Genomic DNA, 21632 nt, shown 5'->3' with positions numbered 1-21632 from the left:
TGAACGATGGATTTCTGTTTGATCGTGAGCAGATCAAGCCGAACCAGCAGGTGTTGAAAGGATTGGGCATCCATAACGGTACTCCTTGATGAGCACGCGTCTTGAGTTTAGACCTTGCAACAGTTAACGGGTACAGAGCCATAAAAAACGGCACCCGAGGGTGCCGTTTTTTATGACCGGTTAACTATCAATCACGCGCTTGTTCCCAGGACTTGAGCAGCTCGTTGTAATTGATGGTTTCACCCTTGGGCTTTTCGTTCGCCAGTTTCGGCTTGGGGGCGCCCGGCTGATCCAACCAGTACTGCGGGTCTTTCGCCTCGTTCAGCTTAGGACCGCACTCACCCAGCACGCCGGCGCGCTCCAGACGACCAAGCATGGTGTCCTGGGCTGCCGCCAGACCATCCAGCGCCTCTTGTGGCGACTTGTCACCACTGGCCGCCTCGGCGATGAACTGCCACCACAGCTGGGCCAGACGCGGGTAGTCAGGCACGTTGGTGCCGGTCGGGGTCCACTGCACGCGGGCCGGGCTGCGATAGAACTCCACCAGACCACCGAGCTTAGGCGCGGCGTCGGTCATCGCTTGAGAGTTGATATCCGACTCACGAATCGGTGTCAGACCAACCAGCGTCTTCTTCAGCGACACGGTTTTCGAGGTGACGAACTGGGCATACAACCAGGCCGCCAGACGCTGCTTGTCCGGGGTGGACTTGAGGAAGGTCCAGGAACCGGCGTCCTGATAACCCAGCTTCATGCCCTCTTCCCAGTACGGACCTTTCGGCGAAGGTGCCATGCGCCACTTCGGCGTGCCATCTTCGTTGACCACCGGCAAGCCCGCCTTGGTCATGTCGGAGGTAAAGGCGGTGTACCAGAAGATCTGCTGGGCGATGCTGCCCTGAGCCGGTACTGGCCCCGCTTCGGAGAAGGTCATGCCCCGGGCTTCCGGCGGCGCGTATTGGCGCATCCAGTCGACATACTTGGTGGTCGCATAGACCGCCGCCGGGCCGTTGGTGTCACCGCCGCGGGCGACGCTGGAACCGACCGGGCGGCAACCGTCTACCCGAATGCCCCATTCGTCCACCGGTAGGCCGTTAGGCAGCCCCTTGTCGCCACCGCCGGCCATGGAGAACCAGGCATCGGTGAAACGCCAGCCCAGGGAGGGGTCTTTCTTGCCGTAATCCATATGGCCGTAGACGCGCTGGCCGTCGATTTCCTTGACCTTCTCCGAGAAGAACTCGGCAATGTCCTCATAGGCCGACCAGTTAACTGGCACACCCAGCTCGTAGCCGTAGATTTCCTTGAACTTGGCCTTCAGCTCCGGACGCTCGAACCAGTCGGCGCGGAACCAATAGAGGTTGGCGAACTGCTGGTCGGGCAGCTGATACAGCTTGCCATCCGGCGCGGTGGTGAAGTCCAGGCCGATGAAGTCCGGCAGGTCCAGAGTCGGCGAGGTGAAATCCTTGCCATCACCGGCCATCATGTCGGTCAGCGGCACGGCCTTGCCGTAACGGAAGTGAGTGCCGATCAGGTCGGAATCGTTGATATAGCCGTCGTAGATGTTCTTGTCCGACTGCATCTGGGTTTGCAGCTTTTCCACCACATCGCCTTCCTGCATCAAGTCGTGCTTGAGCTGGATGCCGGTGATTTCACTGAAGGCCTTGGCCAGCACCTTGGACTCGTACTCGTGGGTGGCGATGGTTTCCGAGGCGACGCTGATGCTCATGCCGCGGAACGGCTCGGCCGCCTTGATAAACCATTGCAATTCAGCAAGCTGCTGCTCGGCGGTCAGCGTCGAGGGGGTGAACTCCGAACCAATCCATTTTTTCGCCGCCTCCTCATAGGCATCCGCCCAAGCGGCGCCGCTCAATCCGGACAACGTCAGCAAGGCAGCCAGCGCCATGCTATGTCGAGTTTTGTTGTTATTGTCGAACATAGAGACCTCCATCTCAGGTTTTTGGGCGAGGTAAGTCGGTTGCAGGTCACGAGTCCAGCGGTCGTGACCGACAGCAACCCGGCTTAGCCCCAACGCATCACTGCAAACAGCAAGAATAAGGACAGCACCGAGGCTATCCACACACTCCAATCGGTCGCGCCCACCACCAGCAGATGCAGGTAGGCGCTTCCCAGCAAACCGATAAACAGCCGATCACCACGGGTGGTGCTGATCGGCAAGAAGCCTTTGCGCTCAATACAAGGGGAGCGCAGTTCCCACGCCGTCATGCCTGCCAGAATCGCGGCGATAGTGCCGAAGAACAATGCGGTGGGCAGAGTCCAAGCCATCCAATCCATAATTTTTGCTCCTTAGACCCGGCCCAGGGCAAAGCCCTTGGCCACATGGTTACGCACGAACCAGATCACCAGCATGCCCGGCAGGATGGTCAACACCCCGGCAGCCGCCAGTACGCCCCAATCGATACCCGAAGCCGATACGGTACGGGTCATCACCGCGGCAATCGGCTTGGCGTTCACCGAAGTCAGGGTGCGCGCCAAAAGCAGCTCGACCCAAGAGAACATAAAGCAGAAAAACGCCGTGACGCCGATGCCCGAGCCAATCAGCGGGATAAAGATCTTCACGAAGAATTTCGGAAAGTTGTAACCGTCGATATAGGCGGTTTCATCGATTTCCTTCGGCACACCGGACATAAAACCTTCGAGAATCCACACCGCCAACGGCACGTTGAACAGGCAGTGAGCCAGGGCCACGGCGATATGGGTGTCGAACAGACCGATCGAGGAATACAGCTGGAAAAACGGCAGCAAAAACACCGCCGGCGGCGCCATACGGTTGGTCAACAGCCAGAAGAACAGGTGTTTATCGCCGAGGAAACGGTAGCGCGAGAAGGCATAAGCCGCCGGCAGCGCCACCGTCAGGGAGATCAGCGTATTCAAGGTCACGTAGTACAGCGAGTTAAGGTAGCCCTCATACCAACTGGGGTCGGTGAAGATCACCTTGTAGTTGGCCAGGGTGAAGCTGTGCGGCCACATGCTCAGGCCACCGAGAATCTCGGTGTTGCTCTTGAACGACATGTTCAGCAGCCAATAGATGGGCACCAGCAGGAACAGGATATACAGCCCCAGCACCACTTTTTTACGTAGGGTCATGGTCGGCCTCAGCGCGTCTTGTCGTTATGGGTCATGGCGGTATAGAACAGCCAGGACACCAACAGAATGATCAGGAAGTACACCAGGGAGAACGCCGCCGCCGGGCCCAGATCGAATTGGCCGATGGCCATCTGGGTCAGGGTCTGGCTGAGGAAGGTGGTGGCATTGCCCGGGCCGCCACCGGTAAGCACGAACGGCTCGGTGTAGATCATGAAGCTGTCCATGAAACGCAGCATCACCGCGATCAGCAGCACGCTTTTCAACTTGGGCAACTGGATATGCCGAAACACCGCCCAGGCCGAGGCACGATCGATACGCGCCGCCTGGTAATACACATCGGGGATCGCCCGCAGTCCGGAATAACAGAGCAGCGCCACCAGCGAAGTCCAATGCCAGACATCCATGATCAGCACCGTGACCCAGGCATCGCTGGTGTTGGCGGCGTAGTTGTAGCTGATGCCCATGCTGTTCAGCGCCCAGCCCATCAGGCCGATGTCGGCGCGGCCGAAGATCTGCCAGATGGTGCCGACCACGTTCCACGGGATCAGCAACGGAATCGCCATGACGATCAGCACCAGCGACGCCCAGCGGCCCTTGGTCGGCATGGTCAGGGCGATGGCAATCCCCAGGGGAATTTCGATCAGCAGCACGCAGCCGGAAAAAATGAACTGGCGCAGCAGCGAGTCATGTAGGCGCGTGTCCTGAAGCACCTGCCGATACCAATCGACGCCGACGAAATAGCGCGTCGAATGGTCGAAGATGTCCTGCACCGAGTAGTTGACCACCGTCATCATCGGCACGATGGCGCTGAACGCCACCAGCAGGAACACCGGCAATACCAACCACCAGGCCTTGTTGTTATAAACCTTCATGGCTGCACCTCCACTGATTGCGACCGAGCTTGCGTTGGCAGCTCTTGCACCAGGTATTCGTCGGCATAAAGCATCAGCCACTGCGCCGGAAAACTCAGATAGACCTGCTGTTGCGGCACCGGCTGGTCCTCCTGCAGACGCACTTTAAGCAGTTGCCCGTCCAGGCGCAGGGTGAGGATCTTGTAGGTACCCAGGTCTTCGAGGTGCGCCACCTCGCCGCACAGGGCGTCCTCGTTGGGGCCTTCCCAGACGTGGACGAACTCGGGGCGGATGCCGACTTTCAGGGACGTCCACTGCAGCTCATCCAGGCGCTGGTTGAGTGCCGGCGACAGCGGCAGCACGGTATCGGCGAAACGCACCCCGCCCGCGCAACGACTGACCTCGATCAGGTTCATCCCCGGGCTGCCGATGAAGTAGCCGACGAAGGTGTGGCTGGGCCGCTCGAACAGCTCGCGTGGGGTGCCGAACTGGACGATCTGGCCGCCGTACATCACCGCGATCTTGTCGGCGAAGGTCGAGGCCTCCAGCTGATCGTGGGTGACGTAGACCATGGTGATATTGAACTGCTCGTGGATCTGCTTGAGCTTGCGCCGCAGCTTCCACTTCAGGTGCGGGTCGATCACCGTCAGCGGCTCGTCGAACAGGATCGCCGACACATCGTCACGCACCAGACCGCGGCCCATCGAGACCTTCTGCTTCTCGTCGGCGGTGAGGTTGCTGGCTCGCTTGTGCAACAGTGGATGCAGCTCCAGCACCTCGGCGATCTCGTTGACCTTGGCCAGGATCCTGGCCTCGGCCATGCCCTGGTTGCGCAGCGGAAACGCCAGGTTGTCGAACACCGTCATGGTGTCGTAAACCACCGGAAACTGGAAAACCTGGGCGATATTGCGCTGCTCGGGATGCAGATGGTTGACCACCTTGCCGTCGAACTGCACCTCGCCGCGGGAGGGGCTGAGCAAACCGGAGATGATATTGAGCAGGGTCGACTTGCCGCAGCCGGACGGCCCGAGCAAGGCATAAGCACCGCCCTGCGCCCAGACATGGTTCATCTCGCGGATCGCATAGTCAACCGCACTCTTGGGCTCGTGGCTGTAGCTATGGGCGAGGTTGTGCAAACGTATCTCAGCCATCAGGCAGTCCTCGCTAAACGGCGGCTCGGCGCCTGGATCAACCGGCCATTGGCCTCGAAGACAAACAGTTTATGGGTCGGGATATAGATGAGGATCGGCGTATCGACGGCGTACTCGTGTACGCCCGGCAGATGAAGCACCAGCACGAACTGCTCATTGCGCACATGCAGGAAAGTTTCCGAGCCGCTGATTTCCGCCAGCTCGACGGTCACGGCCAACTCCAGATCGTCGTCGTTGGACGGCACCAGGCCGATATGGCTGGGCCGCACACCGAAGCGGTACTCGCCTTCGGCGATGCTTTGCAAATCGGAGTTGAGCGGAAAATGCACGGCGCCGGCGAAGCTCACTTCGGTGCCACTGATACGCCCCGGCATCAGGTTGATCGCCGGCTCCGAGAACAGCTCGGCGGCCAGCACATTCTGCGGCTGATGGTAGACCTCGGCGGCCTTGCCGCTCTGCACCACCCGCCCCTCATGCAGGATGGTGGTGGTGCCGCCCAGGGCCAGTGCCTCGTTCGGTTCGGTGGTGGCATAGATGGCGATGGTATGCCGCGCTTCGAACAGCTCACGCATCTCCTGGCGCAGCTCTTCGCGCAGCTTGTAGTCGAGGTTGACCAGCGGTTCGTCGAACAGAATCAGCGAAGCATCCTTGACCAAGGCGCGAGCCATGGCCGTACGCTGCTGCTGGCCGCCGGACAGTTCCAGCGGGTGGCGCTGGAGCAAGGCCTCGATGCGCAGCATCTTCGCCGTGGCATGCACTTTTTCGAGAATCTCGGCTTTGCTCACCCCGGCTTGGCGCAGCGGCGAGGCGATATTCTCGAACACCGTCAGGGTCGGGTAATTGATGAACTGCTGGTAGACCATCGACACGTTGCGCTGGCGCACCGAGACATTGGTCATGTCCGCGCCATTCATCAGGATGCGCCCGCTGCTTGGCTTGTCCAGGCCCGCCATCAAACGCATCAGGCTGGTCTTGCCGGACAGGGTGCGGCCTAGCAACACATTGAAAGAACCGGGTTCGAAGCTCAGGCTTACATCGTCGATGTGCACCTGCTGATCGACGATACGCGTGACATTCTCAAGCGTAAGTGACATGGGCCGTCCTATTTTCTTGTTATTTGCGTTCTAGCTGCCCAGTGACAAAGCGAGTTCCGTGCCAAGCGTCTACAAAGTCATATATGTGATTGTTTTACATAGGCTTATCTGAATATTGTCGCGGGTAACATTTTTCCAGGTGAACAGTTTTGAACAGTCGATATTGAACACTTGAACAGTCGAAGCGTTGACTTTGAACAGCCATAGGCGACACTGGGGGCACCTCGGCGCAGACCGAAACCCGATAAAAACAAGACCCACTGCGAGACTTTCATCATGGCTGAAGCTGCCAGTGTCCTGCCCCACAAGACCATCATTCAGGACTCCTGGTCGCGTTGCCGCGACTTCGGCCTGACCCACCAGAGCACGCCCATCTTCACTCAGCCCAGCCCCGGCGAAGTCTCTGCCCTGCTGGAAAGTCAGCACGCCCTGGTGCACACCACCCATAAAGAAGTGCTGCCCTACTACGGCAACATTCTGGCCAATTCCAATTGCCTGATCATGCTCGCCGACAACCAGGGTCAGGTGCTGCAGTCCTGGGGCGACCAGCGCTTTATCGAGCCCAGCCGCGCACCCGGCTTCGTCGCCGGGGCCAGCTGGCTGGAGCGCTACACCGGCACCAATGCCATAGGCACCGCCTTGAACTGCGCGCAACCGGTGCATATCCAGCACGATGAGCACTTCCTCAAGGTCAACCGTTTCATGACCGGCTCGGCCTCGCCGATTTTCGACGAGCAACGGCAAATGATTGCGGTACTGGACGTTTCCAGCGACAGCTACCTGCCGCCCGCCCATACCCTGGGCATGGTCAAGATGATGAGCCAGTCGGTGGAAAACCGCCTGATCCTCAACCTGTTCCAGCAGCGCTACTTTCAACTGACGTTCAATACCAGCCTGGACAACCTGGAAAGCCCCTGGGCCGGGCTGTTGATCTTCGATGAGCAAGGTCAGGTGGTATCGGCCAACCGCCGCGCCGACAGCCTGCTCGGCGTCAGTCTGGCGCGGGTGAATATCGAAAGCCTGTTCGACGTGCCGCTGCGCCACCTGCTCAATCAGCCCGAAGCCCAGCCCTTCAGCCTGCGCGCCGGCGGGCGTTTTCGCTTTCACGCTCAGGTCAAACGCCCGCAGCAACCTGCGCCGATCCAGGCCAGGGATTTCCGTCAGCCCATCGACCCTGAAGACAGCAGCAAAGGCTTTACCCTGGCCTCGATCAACCTCGGCGACCCACGCGTCGATAAAGCCGTACGCCAGGCCGAACGCCTGCTGGAAAAAGACATCCCGATCCTGGTGCATGGCGAAACCGGCGTCGGTAAGGAAGTTTTCGTCAAAGCCCTGCACCACGCCAGCTCCCGCGTCAAGCACGCGTTGATCGCGGTCAATTGCGCGGCCATTCCCGCCGAGCTGGTGGAATCCGAACTGTTTGGCTACGAAAAAGGCGCCTTCACCGGCGCCAACCAGAAAGGCAGCGTCGGCCTGATCCGCAAGGCCCATCTAGGCACCCTGTTTCTCGATGAAATCGGCGACATGCCACTGCGGGTGCAAGCCCGCTTGCTCAGGGTATTGCAAGAACGCTGCGTGCAACCGCTGGGCAGCAGCGAGCTCTACCCGGTGGACATCCGCCTGATCTCCGCCACCAACCGCTCGCTGCGCCAGGACGTCGACACCGGCCTGTTCCGCCAAGACCTCTACTACCGCATCAGCGGCCTCAACCTGGAGCTGCCACCGCTGCGCGAACGCACCGACAAAGCCGCCATGGTGCAACGCATCTGGGAATACCACCGCGAACCCCAGCAATGGGCCAGGCCCAGCCCAGAGGTGATGGAACTATTCGAGCGCCACCCCTGGCCGGGCAACCTGCGCCAACTCAGCAGCGTGCTGCAAATCGCCCTGGCCATGGCCGATGACCAGCCGATTCGATCGGAGCATCTGCCGGATGATTTTTTTGCCGATTTGCAGGAAATCGATGAGGGGACATCGGCAAGTGAGCAACCGGGGTTATTGGCCGCCGATGATGATGACCTGGCCAGCCAGTTTCAGGCCTGCGGCGGCAATATTTCGCACCTGGCAAGGCGCTTAGGCGTGAGCCGCAACACGTTGTATAAGCGGTTGAGGGAGCAGGGGCTGAAGCTTTAAAACGCTGTCATCGATCGCCCTTTGCACGGCAACGTTGCCACAGGCTCAACACCGAAAACAGGCGAGTTATTGCGGCGAATAGTGGACGAATTTAACTGATAATCGCCAAAACCGATCGAAACAAGCAAAACCGCCAACAATCGAGCAGCGCCGTTTGCTCACTCTCCATCTCGCGCCGTTAGCCGGCACTTGCCGGCATCCACAGTAAAGCCCCGAACCACCCCGGCTACTGTACCCTTCGCCCCCGGCCTTCACGAGTCAAACAACCCGATGAGTTTCCCATTGTGCCCTACAGTCGCCGCTTTACGAGCATTGGCATCATTTTGCCGAGCCCCACGAAAGCTACGTACATGGGGCTGAGCGATAACGGCCCTGGTTCTGTTGAGTGCCTGCGTCAGCGCGCCGCCTCCCCAGCCATCACCCGAGAGTGCGCCGATACGCTTTTTGCTTAGCTTCGACGACGGCCCGAGTAGCAGCCTGGGGCTCAACCCGACCGACAGATTATCGACGCCCTGGCAGACAACCCCGTCCAGCCCGGAATCAAGGCGCTGTTCTTTATCCAGACGCGCGCGCCTTACGCTGGCGGCGGCGCTCAAGGGCAGGCATTGCTGCGTCGCCAACAGAAAGACGGTCACTTGCTGGGTTTTCACACCGCCACACCTAGGCACTCCAATCACCGCTTCATCAGCCCGGCTGAACTGGAACAGTCGCTACGCGATGGCGTGGCCAATCTCAGCGCTGTCAGTGGCAAGCCGCCGCGTTTGGTCCGGCCACCGTTCTGGAACTACAACCCGCACACCTTTGCCGCCTACCAGGCGCATGGCCTGCATTTGCTGCTGACCGACCTGAGCGCCAGCGACGGCAAGACCTGGGGCATCAACGGCAGCCTGCGCCGGCGCAGCAACCTGCGCGACCAACTTGCACTGATAGCGACACAGATCCACACCGACCGCATGCCAGTGGTGGATGAGCTAATCCCGGTGGTCGTGACCTTCCATGACCTCAACACATACACCGCGCGGCATATGCAGGAGTACCTGCAGATTCTGCTGGATGTAGCCGTAGACGTCGGGCTCGCCACTGACGCCAAACCCTTCTATGACCAGCGCACGGCCCTCGAACGTGCAGCCTTGCAGCGCACCCTGAGCGACCCGCTGCAGTACGCGCGCCTGCCTGGCATATGGAACTGGCTATGGAACTGAGCCTTACTCCCAGTGACTCCCAGTGACTCCCAGTGACTCGCTGCAAGCCATTGTGATGACCTTTGCAGGGTGTGCCGTGCGCACGGGGCGCGCCCTCCTTCGCATGCAGCAGCGCCAGCAGCTGGATCCCGCAAAAGCCTGCGCCCAGCCAGCGCCAGCGCACCGCTCTTGAGCAGTTGCAGATGTTCAGGGCGTTGCTGGATAGCTGCACGACAGACTAATCCCCGATCAGCAAGAAGCCCCACACCCTCGCCAAGGTATGGGGTGTCTATCGCGCTTGCGTAGAACCCGGGCGACAAAAAGACTGTTCATCGCCCATACCGGGGAAACCCGCTGTGATTTTCCGGAAGAAGGATGACTATCGCTTCGCTCAACCTGCGCGGCCCACTCCATACCGCGAAAAAGAAAAAGGCCGCTCGAAAGCGGCCTGTCTAATCTGGCAAACGATTATTCCGCCAACCGCCAGCTAGTCACGCCCTTGCTGTCTTCCAGCACCACACCCAGCGCCGCCAACTGATCACGGATCTGATCGGACCCCGCCCAGTCTTTGTTACTGCGCGCCAGCAAGCGAGCCTCGATCAAGGCCTCAATGGCCTGCACATCAACCCGTCCGCCGACATCGCCACGCAAAAACTCGTCCGGCTCAAGCTGCAACACACCCAACAACGCCGCCAGCGACTTCAAGCGCGCCGCCAGGGCCGCAGCAGCAGGCAGGTCAGTATCACGCAGACGATTCACTTCGCGCGCCAACTCGAACAACACCGAGCAAGCACCGGCAGTATTAAAGTCGTCATCCATGGCCACGGTAAAGCGCGCGACAAAATCGTCGGCCGCCGCAGGCGCAACCGCTGGCAGGCCTTTCAGGGCGTTGTAGAAGCGCTCCAGGGCAGCCTTGGCCTCACGCAGATTGTCTTCCGAATAGTTAATCGGACTGCGGTAATGACTGCCAATCAGCAGATAGCGCACCACTTCTGGATGATATTTCTCCAGCACTTCACGAATGGTGAAGAAGTTACCCGAGGACTTGGACATCTTCTCGCCATTGATGGTGATCATCCCGCAGTGCAGCCACGCCTTGGCGTAGGGCTTGCCAGTAGCTGCCTCGCTTTGCGCGATTTCGTTCTCGTGGTGCGGAAACTCCAGATCATTGCCGCCGCCATGAATATCGAAGGTATCGCCCAGGCAGCAGGTCGACATCACCGAGCACTCGATGTGCCAACCCGGCCGCCCATCACCCCAAGGCGACGGCCAGCTCGGCTCGCCCGGCTTGGCGGCCTTCCACAGGACGAAATCCAGCGGATCTTGCTTGGCCTCATCGGGCGCAATACGCGCACCGATGCGCAAATCTTCGATGCGCCGACGCGACAGCTTGCCGTAGCCGACAAACTTGCCGACCCGGTAATAAACATCGCCATTCCCCGCCGCGTAGGCGTAACCCTTGTCGATCAGGGTCTGAATCATCGAGTGCATGCCGGCGATATGCTCGGTGGCACGCGGCTCCATATTCGGCTTGAGAATATTCAGCCGCGCCTCATCTTCATGCATCGCGGCAATCATGCGCTCGGTCAGTGCTTCAAACGCCTCGCCATTGTCATTGGCGCGATTGATAATTTTGTCGTCGATGTCGGTGATATTGCGCACATAGGTCAGCTCATAGCCGCTGTGGCGCAACCAGCGGGTGATCACATCGAAGGCCACCATGCTGCGACCGTGGCCCAGGTGGCAGAAGTCATACACGGTCATGCCGCAGACATACATGCGTACCTTATTGCCTTCCAGCGGCGTAAATACTTCCTTGGTTTTGCTTAGCGTGTTGTAGATCGACAGCGCCATCATTGCCCCCAGGAATCACGCAGAGTAACGGTGCGATTGAACACAGGTTTACCCGGCTTGGAATCTTTCAAATCGACGCAGAAGTAGCCTTCACGCTCGAACTGAAAACGCTCCTCGGGCTGCACCTGCGCCAGCGACGGCTCGGCGCGGCAACCGGTAAGCACCTGCAGCGAATTCGGATTGATGTCTTCAAGAAAGCCGGCGCCGTCTTCGGCTTTTTCCGGTTGTGCCGAACGGAACAGGCGATCATACAGGCGCACTTCGCACTCGATGCTGGCGGCTGCCGGCACCCAATGAATCACGCCCTTGACCTTGCGACCCTCGGGGTTTTTGCCCAGGGTGTTTTCGTCATACGAGCAGCGCAGCTCGACGATATTGCCTGCCGCATCCTTGATCGCCTCATCGGCGCGAATCACGTAGCTGCCGCGCAAACGCGCTTCACCACCCGGAACCAAGCGTTTGTAGCCGGCTGGCGCGACTTCTTCAAAGTCGCCGGCGTCGATGTAAATCTCGCGGGCGAACGGCAACTGACGCACACCCATATCCTGCTTGGGATGACGGGCCAGCTCGAGATTCTCGACCTGATCTTCCGGGTAATTAGTAATAACGACTTTCAGCGGTTTGAGCACGCACATGGCCCGCGCGGCGCTGGCATCAAGGTCTTCGCGGATGGCGAATTCCAGCATGCCGATATCAACCAAGCCACCGGCACGGTTGACACCCACCATGTCGCAGAAGGTGCGGATCGATGCCGGGGTGTAGCCGCGACGGCGATAGCCGGACAGCGTCGACATGCGCGGATCGTCCCAGCCACTGACGTGCTTTTCATCGACCAGCTGCTTGAGCTTGCGCTTGCTGGTGATGGTGTAGTTCAGGTTGAGGCGGGCGAACTCATACTGACGCGGCTGCGCCGGCACCGGCAAGTTGGCCAGGAACCATTCGTAGAGCGGACGGTGATCCTCGAACTCTAGGGTGCAAATCGAGTGGGTAATGCCCTCAATGGCATCCGACTGACCGTGAGTGAAGTCATAGCTTGGGTAGATGCACCACTTATCACCGGTCTGGTGGTGATGGGCATGGCGGATGCGATACAGAATCGGGTCGCGCAGATTCATGTTCGGCGCGGCCATGTCGATCTTCGCCCGCAATGCACGGGCGCCATCGGCGAACTCGCCGGCTTTCATGCGCGCAAACAGATCGAGGCTCTCGGCCACCGGGCGCTCACGGAACGGGCTGTTCTTGCCTGGCTCGGTCAAGTTGCCACGGTATTCACGGGCCTGGTCCGGCGACAGGTCATCGACATAGGCCTTGCCGGCTTTGATCAATTCAATCGCCCAGGCGTACAGCTGATCGAAGTAATTGGAGGCATAACGCACCTCGCCCGACCACTCAAACCCCAGCCACTTCACATCGCTTTCGATGGCGTCGATGTACTCCTGATCTTCCTTAGCCGGGTTGGTGTCATCGAAGCGCAGATGGCAATCACCACCGAACTCTTTGGCCAAACCAAAATTCACGCAGATCGCCTTGGCGTGCCCAATGTGCAGGTAACCATTAGGCTCGGGCGGAAAGCGCGTGATGATTTTCGCGTGCTTGCCGGCATCCAAGTCGCTCTGGACGATCTGACGGAGAAAGTTAGCAGGTGCAACGCTTGGGATTTCAGGCTTGCTCATGGGGTCCTTGATCATGCAGGTGCACAGCCTGGGTAGGCCGACTAAGTCAAAGCGCCTATGATAGCGAACCCGTCAAGCCCCTAACAGCCGCAAAGCCGCAAGGCGCAGCCGATAGGGCTTGAAATACCCAGGATAAACACCCATTTACCCCGCACGGCCTTGATTTATGCCCTCCGCACGCAGGGCAAGCGCCAGCCAAATCTGTTAAAACCCATCAATCACCCTCATGGCGGATTCCAGCATGATCAAATTGCACACCAATCACGGCGTTATCACCCTAAATCTGTTTGCCGACAAAGCTCCAGAAACTGTGGCCAACTTCATCGAGTACGTTAAAGACGGTCACTACGACAACGTGATTTTCCACCGTGTGATCAGCAACTTTATGATCCAGGGCGGCGGCTTTGAGCCGGGCATGCAGCAAAAAGCCACCCGCGCCACGATCAAAAACGAAGCCGACAATGGCCTGTCGAACAAATCCGGCACTGTTGCCATGGCCCGCACCAACGAGCCGCACTCGGCTTCTGCACAGTTCTTCATCAACGTGAAAGACAACGACTTCCTCGATCACAGCTCCAAGACTGCACAGGGCTGGGGCTACTGCGTATTCGGCGAAGTGGTTGAAGGCCTGGATGTGGTTGAGAAGATCAAAGCGGTTGCCACGGGCACCAAAGGCGGCCATCAAGACGTGCCACTGGAAGATGTAATCATCGAGCGCGCCGAGATCGTTGAGTGATCTTACTGATCTCTGATCTACACCTTGAAGAACAACGCCCGGACATTACCCGGGCGTTTTTATTGTTCTTGCAGCAACGCGCCAACGCGTGCGATGCGCTGTACATCCTCGGTGATTTCTTTGAGGTCTGGGTCGGCGACGACGACATGAGCCCTTATCAACACAGCATTGCAGCTGCGCTACGCCAACTCAGCGACAGCGGCACGGCTATCTACCTGATGCACGGCAACCGCGATTTCATGCTCGGCCAAGCCTTTTGCCAGCAAGCCGGCTGCACCTTGCTGCGCGATCCATGCCTGGTCAACTTATGCGGCGAACAGGTTTTGTTGATGCATGGCGACAGTCTGTGCACCAGCGATATCGGCTATATGCGCATGCGCAAACTGCTGCGCAACCCGCTGAGCCTGTGGATCTTGCACCATTTATCACTGGCTAAACGCCGTCAGCTGGCGCGCAAATTACGCAACGAAAGCCAAGTGCACACCCGGCAAAAAGCCACCAGCATTACCGATGTTACGCTGGCAGAAGTCCCGCGAATCATGGCGAAATATGGCGTGCGCACCCTGATCCACGGGCACACCCACAGACCCCAAACCCATACATTGGACGTTTCCGGCCAAGCCGCGCAACGTATTGTATTGGGAGACTGGGACCGGCAAGGCTGGGCCCTGCAAATCGACGAAAACGGCTATCAGCAAGCGCCCTTCGCACTCTAAAAGACTGTTAAAAGCCTGGCAGACTCGGCAGCGAGTCTGCCACCGACTGAGTTAAACGGCCGGCACACCACTGTGAAAGCGAAACTCGCTATCCGGCGACTCGATCAACTCCTGCTCCCCCGCCCTGACCTTCTCAATGACCCGCTCAACGTCGGCGGCCTCGCCGTACAGATAGGCGAGCTTCAGATACTTTTGAAAGTGCCGCGCTTCGCTCTTCAGCAAACCCGCGTAAAAAGCTGCCAGTTCATCATCCAGATGCGGCACCAAGGCCTCGAAGCGCTCACAAGAACGCGCCTCAATAAATGCCCCCACCACCAGAGTATCAACCAGTTTGACTGGCTCGTGGCTGCGCACCAATTTACGCAACCCCGAGGCATAGCGACTGGCCGACAGTTGCCGATGGGCGATTTGGCGCCGACGCATCAGGCGCTGCACTTGCTCGTAGTGCACCAACTCTTCACGCGCCAAGCGCGGCATGGCCTCGGTGATCTCAACATGGCTGCTGTACTTGGCCATCAAACTCAAAGCAGTTGAAGCGGCTTTGAATTCACAGTTCTTGTGATCCAGCAGCAAGGTTTCTTGATCAGCCAACGCCGCCACAACCCAGGCTTGTGGCGTTGGGCAGCCTAAAAACTGCTGAATATCTGGAAAATTCATCGCCCATCGCTCCCAAACAACCCGCGCACAGGCTCTTGCCTGTGCGCCGATCGAACTAATTTGCCGGTCCACCGCAACGGCTAACCGTCGTCAGCTAGCCGCAGCCATAAAAGCCAAGCATTATACGGACTTATGCAGCGCTAACGGCGGCCGAGAAGCCGCAAGAACTTGATGTGCATCAGGCTTGGCGCGGCAAAATTTGACTAAAGTAACTTAGCCAAAAATATTCTCAGGGAGATGATCATGCAGGCCATTCGCAGCATTCTGGTTGTAATCCAACCGCACCAGCCAGATGGCTTGGCTCTCAAGCGCGCCAAGCTGATCGCCGGGGTGACCCAGTCACATCTGCACCTACTGGTGTGCGAAAAAAACCATGATCACCAAGCCGAACTCGACGCCTTGGCCGCCAGCCTTAGCACCGAGGGCTTTAGTGTCAGCACCCAGCAAAACTGGCTGAGCAGCATTCACCAAACCGTTATCGCCGCGCAGCAAGCCGAAGGTTGCGGCCTGATCATCAAGCAGCACACGCCTGACAATCCGCTAAAAAAACTAATCCTGACCCCCGATGACTGGAAGTTACTGCGCTATTGCCCAGCCCCGGTACTGATGGTGAAGTCCGATAAGCCCTGGACTAACGGCACTGTTTTAGCCGCAGTGGATGCCGGCAATGCCGACGGCGAGCATCGTGCGCTGCACAGCAGCATTATCAACCATGGCTTTGACATTGCAGAACTCGCCCAAGGCGTGCTGCACGTGATCAGCGCTTATCCATCCCCCATGCTGTCGGCCGCCGACCCAACTTTTCAGTTAAAGGAAAGCATCGAGGCACGCTATAAAAACAACTGCCAAGCCTTCCTCAACGAACTGGCCCTCGCCCCCGAGTGCCTGCATATCGAAGAAGGCCCAGCGGATGTACTGATCCCCTTCATGGCCAGCAAACTCAATGCCGTGCTCACTGTGATCGGCACAGTGGCCCGCACCGGCATCTCCGGCGCACTGATCGGCAACACTGCCGAAGTGATCCTGGATACCCTGGACAGCGATGTACTGGTGCTCAAGCCTGACGATGTGATTGACCACCTGGAAGAGCTGGTCGCACAGCGCTAAGCGCCACATAACAAAAAAAACCGCTCACGAGCGGTTTTTTTGTGGCTTATATCGGCTAAATGTCAGCCTCCAGCCCTTCACGCAAAAACCGTGGGGCTATATAGCGCTCGTAATGCGCCTCTGAGAGCAAAAAGAACTCGCGGTCAATCGCATCGCGCAACTCGGGCAGCGCCCAGTTGCGAAATTCTGGCAGCAGCACCAAACCGTAAGCCTCGAGCTGACTGATCACCCGCGCGCCGCGCACTATCAACAAATAGGCCCAGCAATAGGGCGACTGCTGGGGCGCAAAACGAATCGCCCGCTGCTCAAGCTGCAGACGCAATCGCGCAGGATCAAACACCGCGACTTTGCCCTGCATGACCTGCACCAGCAGGACTTCCAGCCGCTGCAATACCGCCCGTTTGGCCTCATCGCCATACAGATTCCAGTTCACCACTTCGTGATGGAAACGCTTACAGCCACGGCAAACTAAATCACCGTAAACAGTGGAGCAGAGGCCGACGCAAGGCGTCTTGATGGGTTGCGTGGACATGGCGAGTCGATACACAGCGAAGAAAAGCGGCTGCCATCTTAGCCTTTTGTCTAGACCGACACCACGCAGGCCTTGGCTTTGCAGCTTAACTTTAGCGCCAACATCCAGTAGAATCGACGGGCCATTTTAGGCGCCGATCTTAGGCGCCGATGTCCGCTAGAAGCTGTTTTCAAAGCGTCACGAGCACAGACAGAGAGGCGTTGAGCAATTTTTGCGGGTTGCTCAGCCGGGTAAATGGCCCACTTCTCTGATCCGCCAGGAATACGTGTTTTAAGGTTGCCGACTTCGCTCACAACCTTAAGCGCAGCCCTCATCAGGCCCTACCTGCGGCGTAAAACTTTGAAAACAGCTTCTACTTGTTGGAGGCACTGAAACCTTGGTCAAACGGCTCAAAAAGCCGTACGACGCATGGTTCGGTGATTTCTGGATGCGCGTCCCGGACAACCGGCCGGGACCACTGATGAGGGTAATAACCGTGCTCGTAGCCTATCGCAAACATGTTGAAGAGCGTGCCGCTCAGGGCATCGTGCCCCAGCCGCTGAACGCCGAACAAACCGCAGCTCTGGTAGAGCTGTTGAAAAACCCACCGGCAGGCGAAGAAGCCTTCCTGGTTGACCTGATCACCAATCGCGTACCGTCCGGCGTGGATGAAGCGGCTTATGTTAAGGCCGGTTTCTTGTCTGCTGTCGCCAAAGGCGAAGCTTCTACCCCACTAATCAGCAAGCAACGCGCCGTTGAGCTGCTGGGCACCATGCAAGGCGGCTACAACATCGCCACCATGGTTGAACTGCTCGACAACGCTGAGCTGGCTGAAGTTGCCGCCGCACAACTCAAGCACACCCTGCTGATGTTTGATGCGTTCCACGACGTGGCCGAAAAAGCCAAAAACGGCAACGCCAGCGCCAAAGCCGTATTGGCTTCCTGGGCCGACGGCGAGTGGTTTAAAAACCGCCCAGCCACGGCTGAAAAAATCTCCCTGACCGTGTTCAAGGTGACTGGCGAGACCAACACCGACGACCTGTCGCCAGCCCCTGATGCCTGGTCGCGCCCGGATATTCCACTGCACGCCCTGGCCATGCTGAAGATGGCCCGCGACGGCATAGTGCCTGAGCAACAAGGCGCCATCGGCCCGTTGAAATTGATCGCCGAAATGCGCGCCAAAGGCTTCCCGGTTGCCTACGTGGGCGACGTGGTCGGTACTGGTTCTTCGCGCAAATCCGCCACCAACTCGGTGCTGTGGTTCTTCGGCGACGACATCCCGAATGTACCGAACAAGCGCGCCGGTGGTTTCTGCTTCGGTAGCAAGATCGCGCCGATTTTCTACAACACCATGGAAGACGCCGGCGCCCTGCCGATCGAATTCGATGTGAGCAACATCAATATGGGCGACGTGATTGACGTCTACCCATACGCCGGCAAAGTCTGCAAGCACGGCACCGACGAGGTGATCACCACCTTCGAACTGAAGACCCCAGTGCTGTTGGACGAAGTTCGTGCCGGTGGCCGTATCCCGCTGATCATTGGTCGCGGCTTGACCGACAAAGCCCGCGCCGAGCTGGGCCTGGGCCCAGTTGATCTGTTCAAGAAGCCTGAGCAACCGGCCGAAAGCACCAAGGGTTTCACCCTGGCGCAGAAAATGGTTGGTCGCGCGTGCGGCGTGACTGGCGTACGTCCAGGCACCTACTGCGAACCGAAGATGACCACCGTCGGCTCCCAGGACACCACTGGCCCGATGACCCGTGACGAGCTGAAAGACCTGGCGTGCCTGGGCTTCTCCGCCGACCTGGTGATGCAGTCGTTCTGCCACACCGCGGCTTATCCAAAACCAATCGACGTGACCACCCACCACACCCTGCCGGATTTCATCCGCACCCGTGGCGGCGTATCCCTGCGTCCAGGCGATGGCATCATCCACAGCTGGCTGAACCGTATGCTGCTGCCGGACACCGTCGGTACCGGTGGTGACTCGCACACCCGCTTCCCGATGGGCATCTCCTTCCCGGCCGGTTCTGGCCTGGTAGCTTTCGCCGCCGCCACCGGCGTGATGCCACTGGACATGCCGGAATCGATTCTGGTGCGTTTCAAAGGCAAAATGCAGCCTGGCATCACCCTGCGCGATCTGGTCCACTCGATCCCGTACTACGCGATCCAGAAAGGCCTGTTGACCGTTGAGAAGAAGGGCAAAATCAACGCCTTCTCCGGCCGCATCCTTGAAATCGAAGGTTTGACCGAGCTGACCGTTGAGCAGGCTTTCGAGCTGTCCGACGCCTCGGCCGAGCGCTCTGCCGCGGGTTGCACCATCAAGCTGCCAGAGAAGGCGATTGCCGAATACCTGCAGTCCAACATCACCCTGCTGCGCTGGATGATCGGCGAAGGCTACGGCGATGCACGGACCCTGGAGCGACGCGCCCAAGCGATGGAAGCCTGGATTGCCGATCAGCAACTGCTGGCCGCTGATGCCGATGCCGAATACGCCGAAATCATCGAAATCGACCTGAACGACATCAAAGAGCCGATTCTCTGCGCGCCAAACGACCCGGACGACGCTCGTCTGTTGTCCAGCGTACAGGGCCAGAAGATCGACGAAGTGTTCATCGGTTCGTGCATGACCAACATCGGTCACTTCCGCGCTGCCGGTAAGTTGCTGGAGAAGGTCGAAGGCACCCTGCCGACTCGCCTGTGGCTGTCGCCGCCGACCAAGATGGATGCCCATCAGCTGACCGAAGAAGGCTACTACGGCATCTTCGGCAAAGCCGGCGCGCGCTTGGAAATGCCCGGCTGCTCGCTGTGCATGGGTAACCAGGCACGGGTTGAGCCGAACTCCACAGTAGTATCGACCTCGACCCGTAACTTCCCGAACCGCTTGGGTGATGGTGCCAACGTGTACCTGTCCTCGGCTGAACTGGCTGCTGTCGCGGCAATCACCGGCAAACTGCCGACGGTTGAAGAGTACATGGTCTACGCGGCCGACATCGACAGCATGGCTGCCGACGTTTACCGCTACCTGAGCTTCGACCAGATCGCCGAGTTCCGTGAGGCTGCAGCGAACGCCACTATCCCGGTCGTTCAAGCTTAAGGTTCTAACGCTGTCGAAAAGCCCTGCCTCGCGGCGGGGCTTTTTTTTGCTTAAGCGATTGGCAACTCGACGCTAACTCGATAGCGTAGCGACAGCTTTAGCTGTTTAACCATTAAGGGAAACACCATGAAAAAATTGCTTCTCACCGCCTGCTGTTTACTGAGCCTGACGGGCTGCTCAAGCGAATACATCATTGCCACCACCGATGGCCAACTGATTACCACCGACGGCAAGCCGCGCCTGGACGAAGATACCGATATGTATCGCTTCGAAGACAGCCAAGGCCGCGACCAGCAAATCCAAAAGGCCACGGTCAAACAGATTCTCGAACGCTAAACACCGCTATACCGGTTTACCTGACCCCGCCCTGTGCGGGGTTTTGTGTTTATTCAAGGCATCAAAACCAGCGCTGGCATATCGCTTGCAATGTCTTTGTAAATTCTTACCTGCCAACGGCGGCAGGCACAAATCAGACAATGGCGTCGCTCAAAGGTCGGGTATTTCCCGACTGGACAGTGATTTTTTGTGCTTAAACGGAAAACTGCAATGACCGATGCTCACCCCCACAGCCGCACCGACAGTCTCGCCTGGGTTGCCGGCTCCGACGCCCCAGAAAAGAGCGTCATCAATCTAGGTTTTATGGCCCTCACCGACTCGGCCTCGCTAATCGTGGCGGCCACCCAGGGCTTTGCCCAGCCCTACGGTTTGACCCTCAACCTGCAACGCCAAGCCTCCTGGGCGACCCTGCGCGACAAGCTGATTAGTGGCGAGCTCGACGCCGCCCAAGGTTTGTATGGTTTGCTGTATGCCGTGCACCTGGGGATTGGCGGCACCCCGCCGGTGGACATGGCGGTGCTGATGGGGCTGGCGCAAAACGGTCAGAGCATCAATTTATCGCAACCCTTGCAAGCCCGCGGCGTGACCAGCAGCGAGGCGCTGTGCGCGCATGTGCATCAAAGCGGTGCAAAGCTCACCTTCGCACAAACCTTCCCCACCGGCACCCATGCCATGTGGCTCAATTATTGGCTGGCCAGCCAGGGCATTCATCCGCTTGAAGACGTCAACTCAGTCGTAGTGCCTCCCTCGCAAATGGTCGCCCACCTCCAAGCCGGACGCATCGATGGCTTTTGCGCCGGCGAACCCTGGGGGGCCCAGGCGATTGGCGAGCAACAAGGTTTCACCCTGGCCACCAGCCAATCGATCTGGCCTGACCACCCGGAGAAAGTCCTGGGTTGCACTCGCGCCTTTGTCGAGGAGTACCCCAATACGGCCCGCGCACTGGTCATGGCGGTGCTGGAAGCCAGCCGCTTTATCGACGAGAGCGAGGAAAACAAACGCAGCAGCGCGCAGCTGATCTGCGGCAGCGACTATATTGATACGCCGCTCAATAGCATCTTGCCGCGCTTTCTGGGCCAATACGAAGATGGCAATGGCCATGCCTGGCTCGATCAGCAACCGCTGCGCTTCTTCGGCAATGGCGAGGTCAACATGCCCTACCTCTCCGACGGTCTGTGGTTTATGACCCAGTTCCGCCGCTGGGGTTTATTGCGCAGCGATCCCGACTACCTGGCCGTTGCCCAGCAGGTTCAGCAGCTTGAGCTGTACCGCCAAGCCGCCAGCCATCTGGGCATTGCCATTCCAGCCGACGCCATGCGCAGCTCGACCCTGATTGATGGCAAACTATGGGATGGCAGCGATCCCGCAGGCTACGCCCGCAGTTTTGAACTGCACGCGTTAAGCGATGCCCGCCAAACTCTCGTCTCATGCTAGGG

At 58.8% G+C, this 21632-nt stretch carries 17 protein-coding genes and 1 pseudogene; 8 read left to right on the top strand and 10 right to left on the bottom strand.

Annotated features, from left to right (window positions below; genetic code table 11):
- Window positions 1–187: 187 nt before the first annotated feature.
- The 6 genes from Q8R10_RS07360 to Q8R10_RS07335 form a co-directional block, all read right to left on the bottom strand.
- Window positions 188–1930, bottom strand: coding sequence for an ABC transporter substrate-binding protein (locus Q8R10_RS07360; RefSeq protein ID WP_305652432.1), 1743 nt, complete (start codon window positions 1928–1930; stop codon window positions 188–190).
- Window positions 1931–2013: 83 nt separating this feature from the next.
- Window positions 2014–2286 (bottom strand): DUF2160 domain-containing protein, encoded by a 273-nt coding sequence (locus Q8R10_RS07355; protein WP_305652430.1) that lies wholly within the window; start codon window positions 2284–2286, stop codon window positions 2014–2016.
- A 12-nt stretch (window positions 2287–2298) separates the two neighbouring features.
- Window positions 2299–3099 (bottom strand): carbohydrate ABC transporter permease, encoded by an 801-nt coding sequence (locus Q8R10_RS07350; protein WP_305652429.1) that lies wholly within the window; start codon window positions 3097–3099, stop codon window positions 2299–2301.
- Between the two features lie 8 nt (window positions 3100–3107).
- Window positions 3108–3971, bottom strand: coding sequence for a carbohydrate ABC transporter permease (locus Q8R10_RS07345; protein ID WP_305652427.1), 864 nt, complete (start codon window positions 3969–3971; stop codon window positions 3108–3110).
- Entirely contained in the window at window positions 3968–5101 is a 1134-nt protein-coding gene (locus Q8R10_RS07340) for an ABC transporter ATP-binding protein (RefSeq protein WP_305652425.1), read from the bottom strand. The genes Q8R10_RS07345 and Q8R10_RS07340 overlap by 4 nt, the downstream gene beginning before the upstream one ends.
- Window positions 5101–6195, bottom strand: a complete 1095-nt coding sequence (locus tag Q8R10_RS07335; RefSeq protein ID WP_305652423.1) for an ABC transporter ATP-binding protein — start codon at window positions 6193–6195, stop codon at window positions 5101–5103. Before Q8R10_RS07335 ends, Q8R10_RS07340 begins: the two co-directional genes overlap by 1 nt.
- 276 nt (window positions 6196–6471) lie before the next feature.
- On the opposite strand from Q8R10_RS07335, the gene Q8R10_RS07330 reads away from it, so the two are divergent.
- Window positions 6472–8328, top strand: coding sequence for a sigma-54-dependent Fis family transcriptional regulator (locus Q8R10_RS07330; RefSeq protein WP_305652421.1), 1857 nt, complete (start codon window positions 6472–6474; stop codon window positions 8326–8328).
- A 363-nt stretch (window positions 8329–8691) separates the two neighbouring features.
- A pseudogene (locus tag Q8R10_RS07325) lies at window positions 8692–9530 on the top strand (polysaccharide deacetylase family protein).
- Between the two features lie 447 nt (window positions 9531–9977).
- Here the strand turns inward: Q8R10_RS07325 and cysS are convergent.
- Window positions 9978–11363 carry a cysteine--tRNA ligase gene (cysS, locus tag Q8R10_RS07320; RefSeq protein ID WP_305652419.1) on the bottom strand — a complete coding sequence of 462 codons (1386 nt, stop codon included), beginning with the start codon at window positions 11361–11363 and terminating at the stop codon, window positions 9978–9980.
- Window positions 11363–13036 (bottom strand): glutamine--tRNA ligase/YqeY domain fusion protein, encoded by a 1674-nt coding sequence (locus Q8R10_RS07315; RefSeq protein ID WP_305652417.1) that lies wholly within the window; start codon window positions 13034–13036, stop codon window positions 11363–11365. The genes cysS and Q8R10_RS07315 overlap by 1 nt, the downstream gene beginning before the upstream one ends.
- A 241-nt stretch (window positions 13037–13277) precedes the next feature.
- On the opposite strand from Q8R10_RS07315, the gene Q8R10_RS07310 reads away from it, so the two are divergent.
- Together Q8R10_RS07310 and Q8R10_RS07305 are read left to right on the top strand one after the other, a co-directional pair.
- Window positions 13278–13772 carry a peptidylprolyl isomerase gene (locus Q8R10_RS07310; protein ID WP_305652415.1) on the top strand — a complete coding sequence of 165 codons (495 nt, stop codon included), beginning with the start codon at window positions 13278–13280 and terminating at the stop codon, window positions 13770–13772.
- Window positions 13769–14488, top strand: coding sequence for a UDP-2,3-diacylglucosamine diphosphatase (locus tag Q8R10_RS07305; protein ID WP_305652413.1), 720 nt, complete (start codon window positions 13769–13771; stop codon window positions 14486–14488). Before Q8R10_RS07310 ends, Q8R10_RS07305 begins: the two co-directional genes overlap by 4 nt.
- A gap of 51 nt (window positions 14489–14539) precedes the next feature.
- On the opposite strand, the gene Q8R10_RS07300 is transcribed toward Q8R10_RS07305, so the two are convergent.
- A complete protein-coding gene (locus Q8R10_RS07300; protein ID WP_305652411.1) occupies window positions 14540–15145 on the bottom strand; it encodes a tRNA-(ms[2]io[6]A)-hydroxylase in 606 nt (201 codons plus the stop codon).
- Between the two features lie 243 nt (window positions 15146–15388).
- Here Q8R10_RS07300 and Q8R10_RS07295 point away from each other — a divergent pair, with 243 nt between their 5' ends.
- Window positions 15389–16252: a universal stress protein gene (locus Q8R10_RS07295; protein WP_305652409.1), complete on the top strand. Its 864-nt coding sequence runs from the start codon at window positions 15389–15391 to the stop codon at window positions 16250–16252.
- 55 nt (window positions 16253–16307) lie between these two features.
- On the opposite strand, the gene Q8R10_RS07290 is transcribed toward Q8R10_RS07295, so the two are convergent.
- The gene (locus Q8R10_RS07290; RefSeq protein ID WP_305652407.1) at window positions 16308–16784 is read right to left on the bottom strand and encodes a DUF1289 domain-containing protein; all 477 of its coding nucleotides are present in this window, start codon (window positions 16782–16784) and stop codon (window positions 16308–16310) included.
- 475 nt (window positions 16785–17259) lie between these two features.
- On the opposite strand from Q8R10_RS07290, the gene acnB reads away from it, so the two are divergent.
- The 3 genes from acnB (at window position 17260) to Q8R10_RS07275 (ending at window position 21630) form a co-directional block, all read left to right on the top strand.
- Entirely contained in the window at window positions 17260–19860 is a 2601-nt protein-coding gene (acnB, locus tag Q8R10_RS07285) for a bifunctional aconitate hydratase 2/2-methylisocitrate dehydratase (RefSeq protein WP_305652450.1), read from the top strand.
- Between the two features lie 126 nt (window positions 19861–19986).
- A complete protein-coding gene (locus tag Q8R10_RS07280; protein ID WP_305652404.1) occupies window positions 19987–20196 on the top strand; it encodes a YgdI/YgdR family lipoprotein in 210 nt (69 codons plus the stop codon).
- A 210-nt stretch (window positions 20197–20406) separates the two neighbouring features.
- Window positions 20407–21630 (top strand): CmpA/NrtA family ABC transporter substrate-binding protein, encoded by a 1224-nt coding sequence (locus Q8R10_RS07275; protein WP_305652402.1) that lies wholly within the window; start codon window positions 20407–20409, stop codon window positions 21628–21630.
- Window positions 21631–21632 lie beyond the last annotated feature (2 nt).

It is taken from the genome of Pseudomonas sp. (genome assembly GCF_030698175.1).
GTDB lineage: Bacteria > Pseudomonadota > Gammaproteobacteria > Pseudomonadales > Pseudomonadaceae > Aquipseudomonas.
Note: the sequence above shows the minus strand (reverse complement) of the source record. Positions and strands in the feature narration are given on the sequence as shown.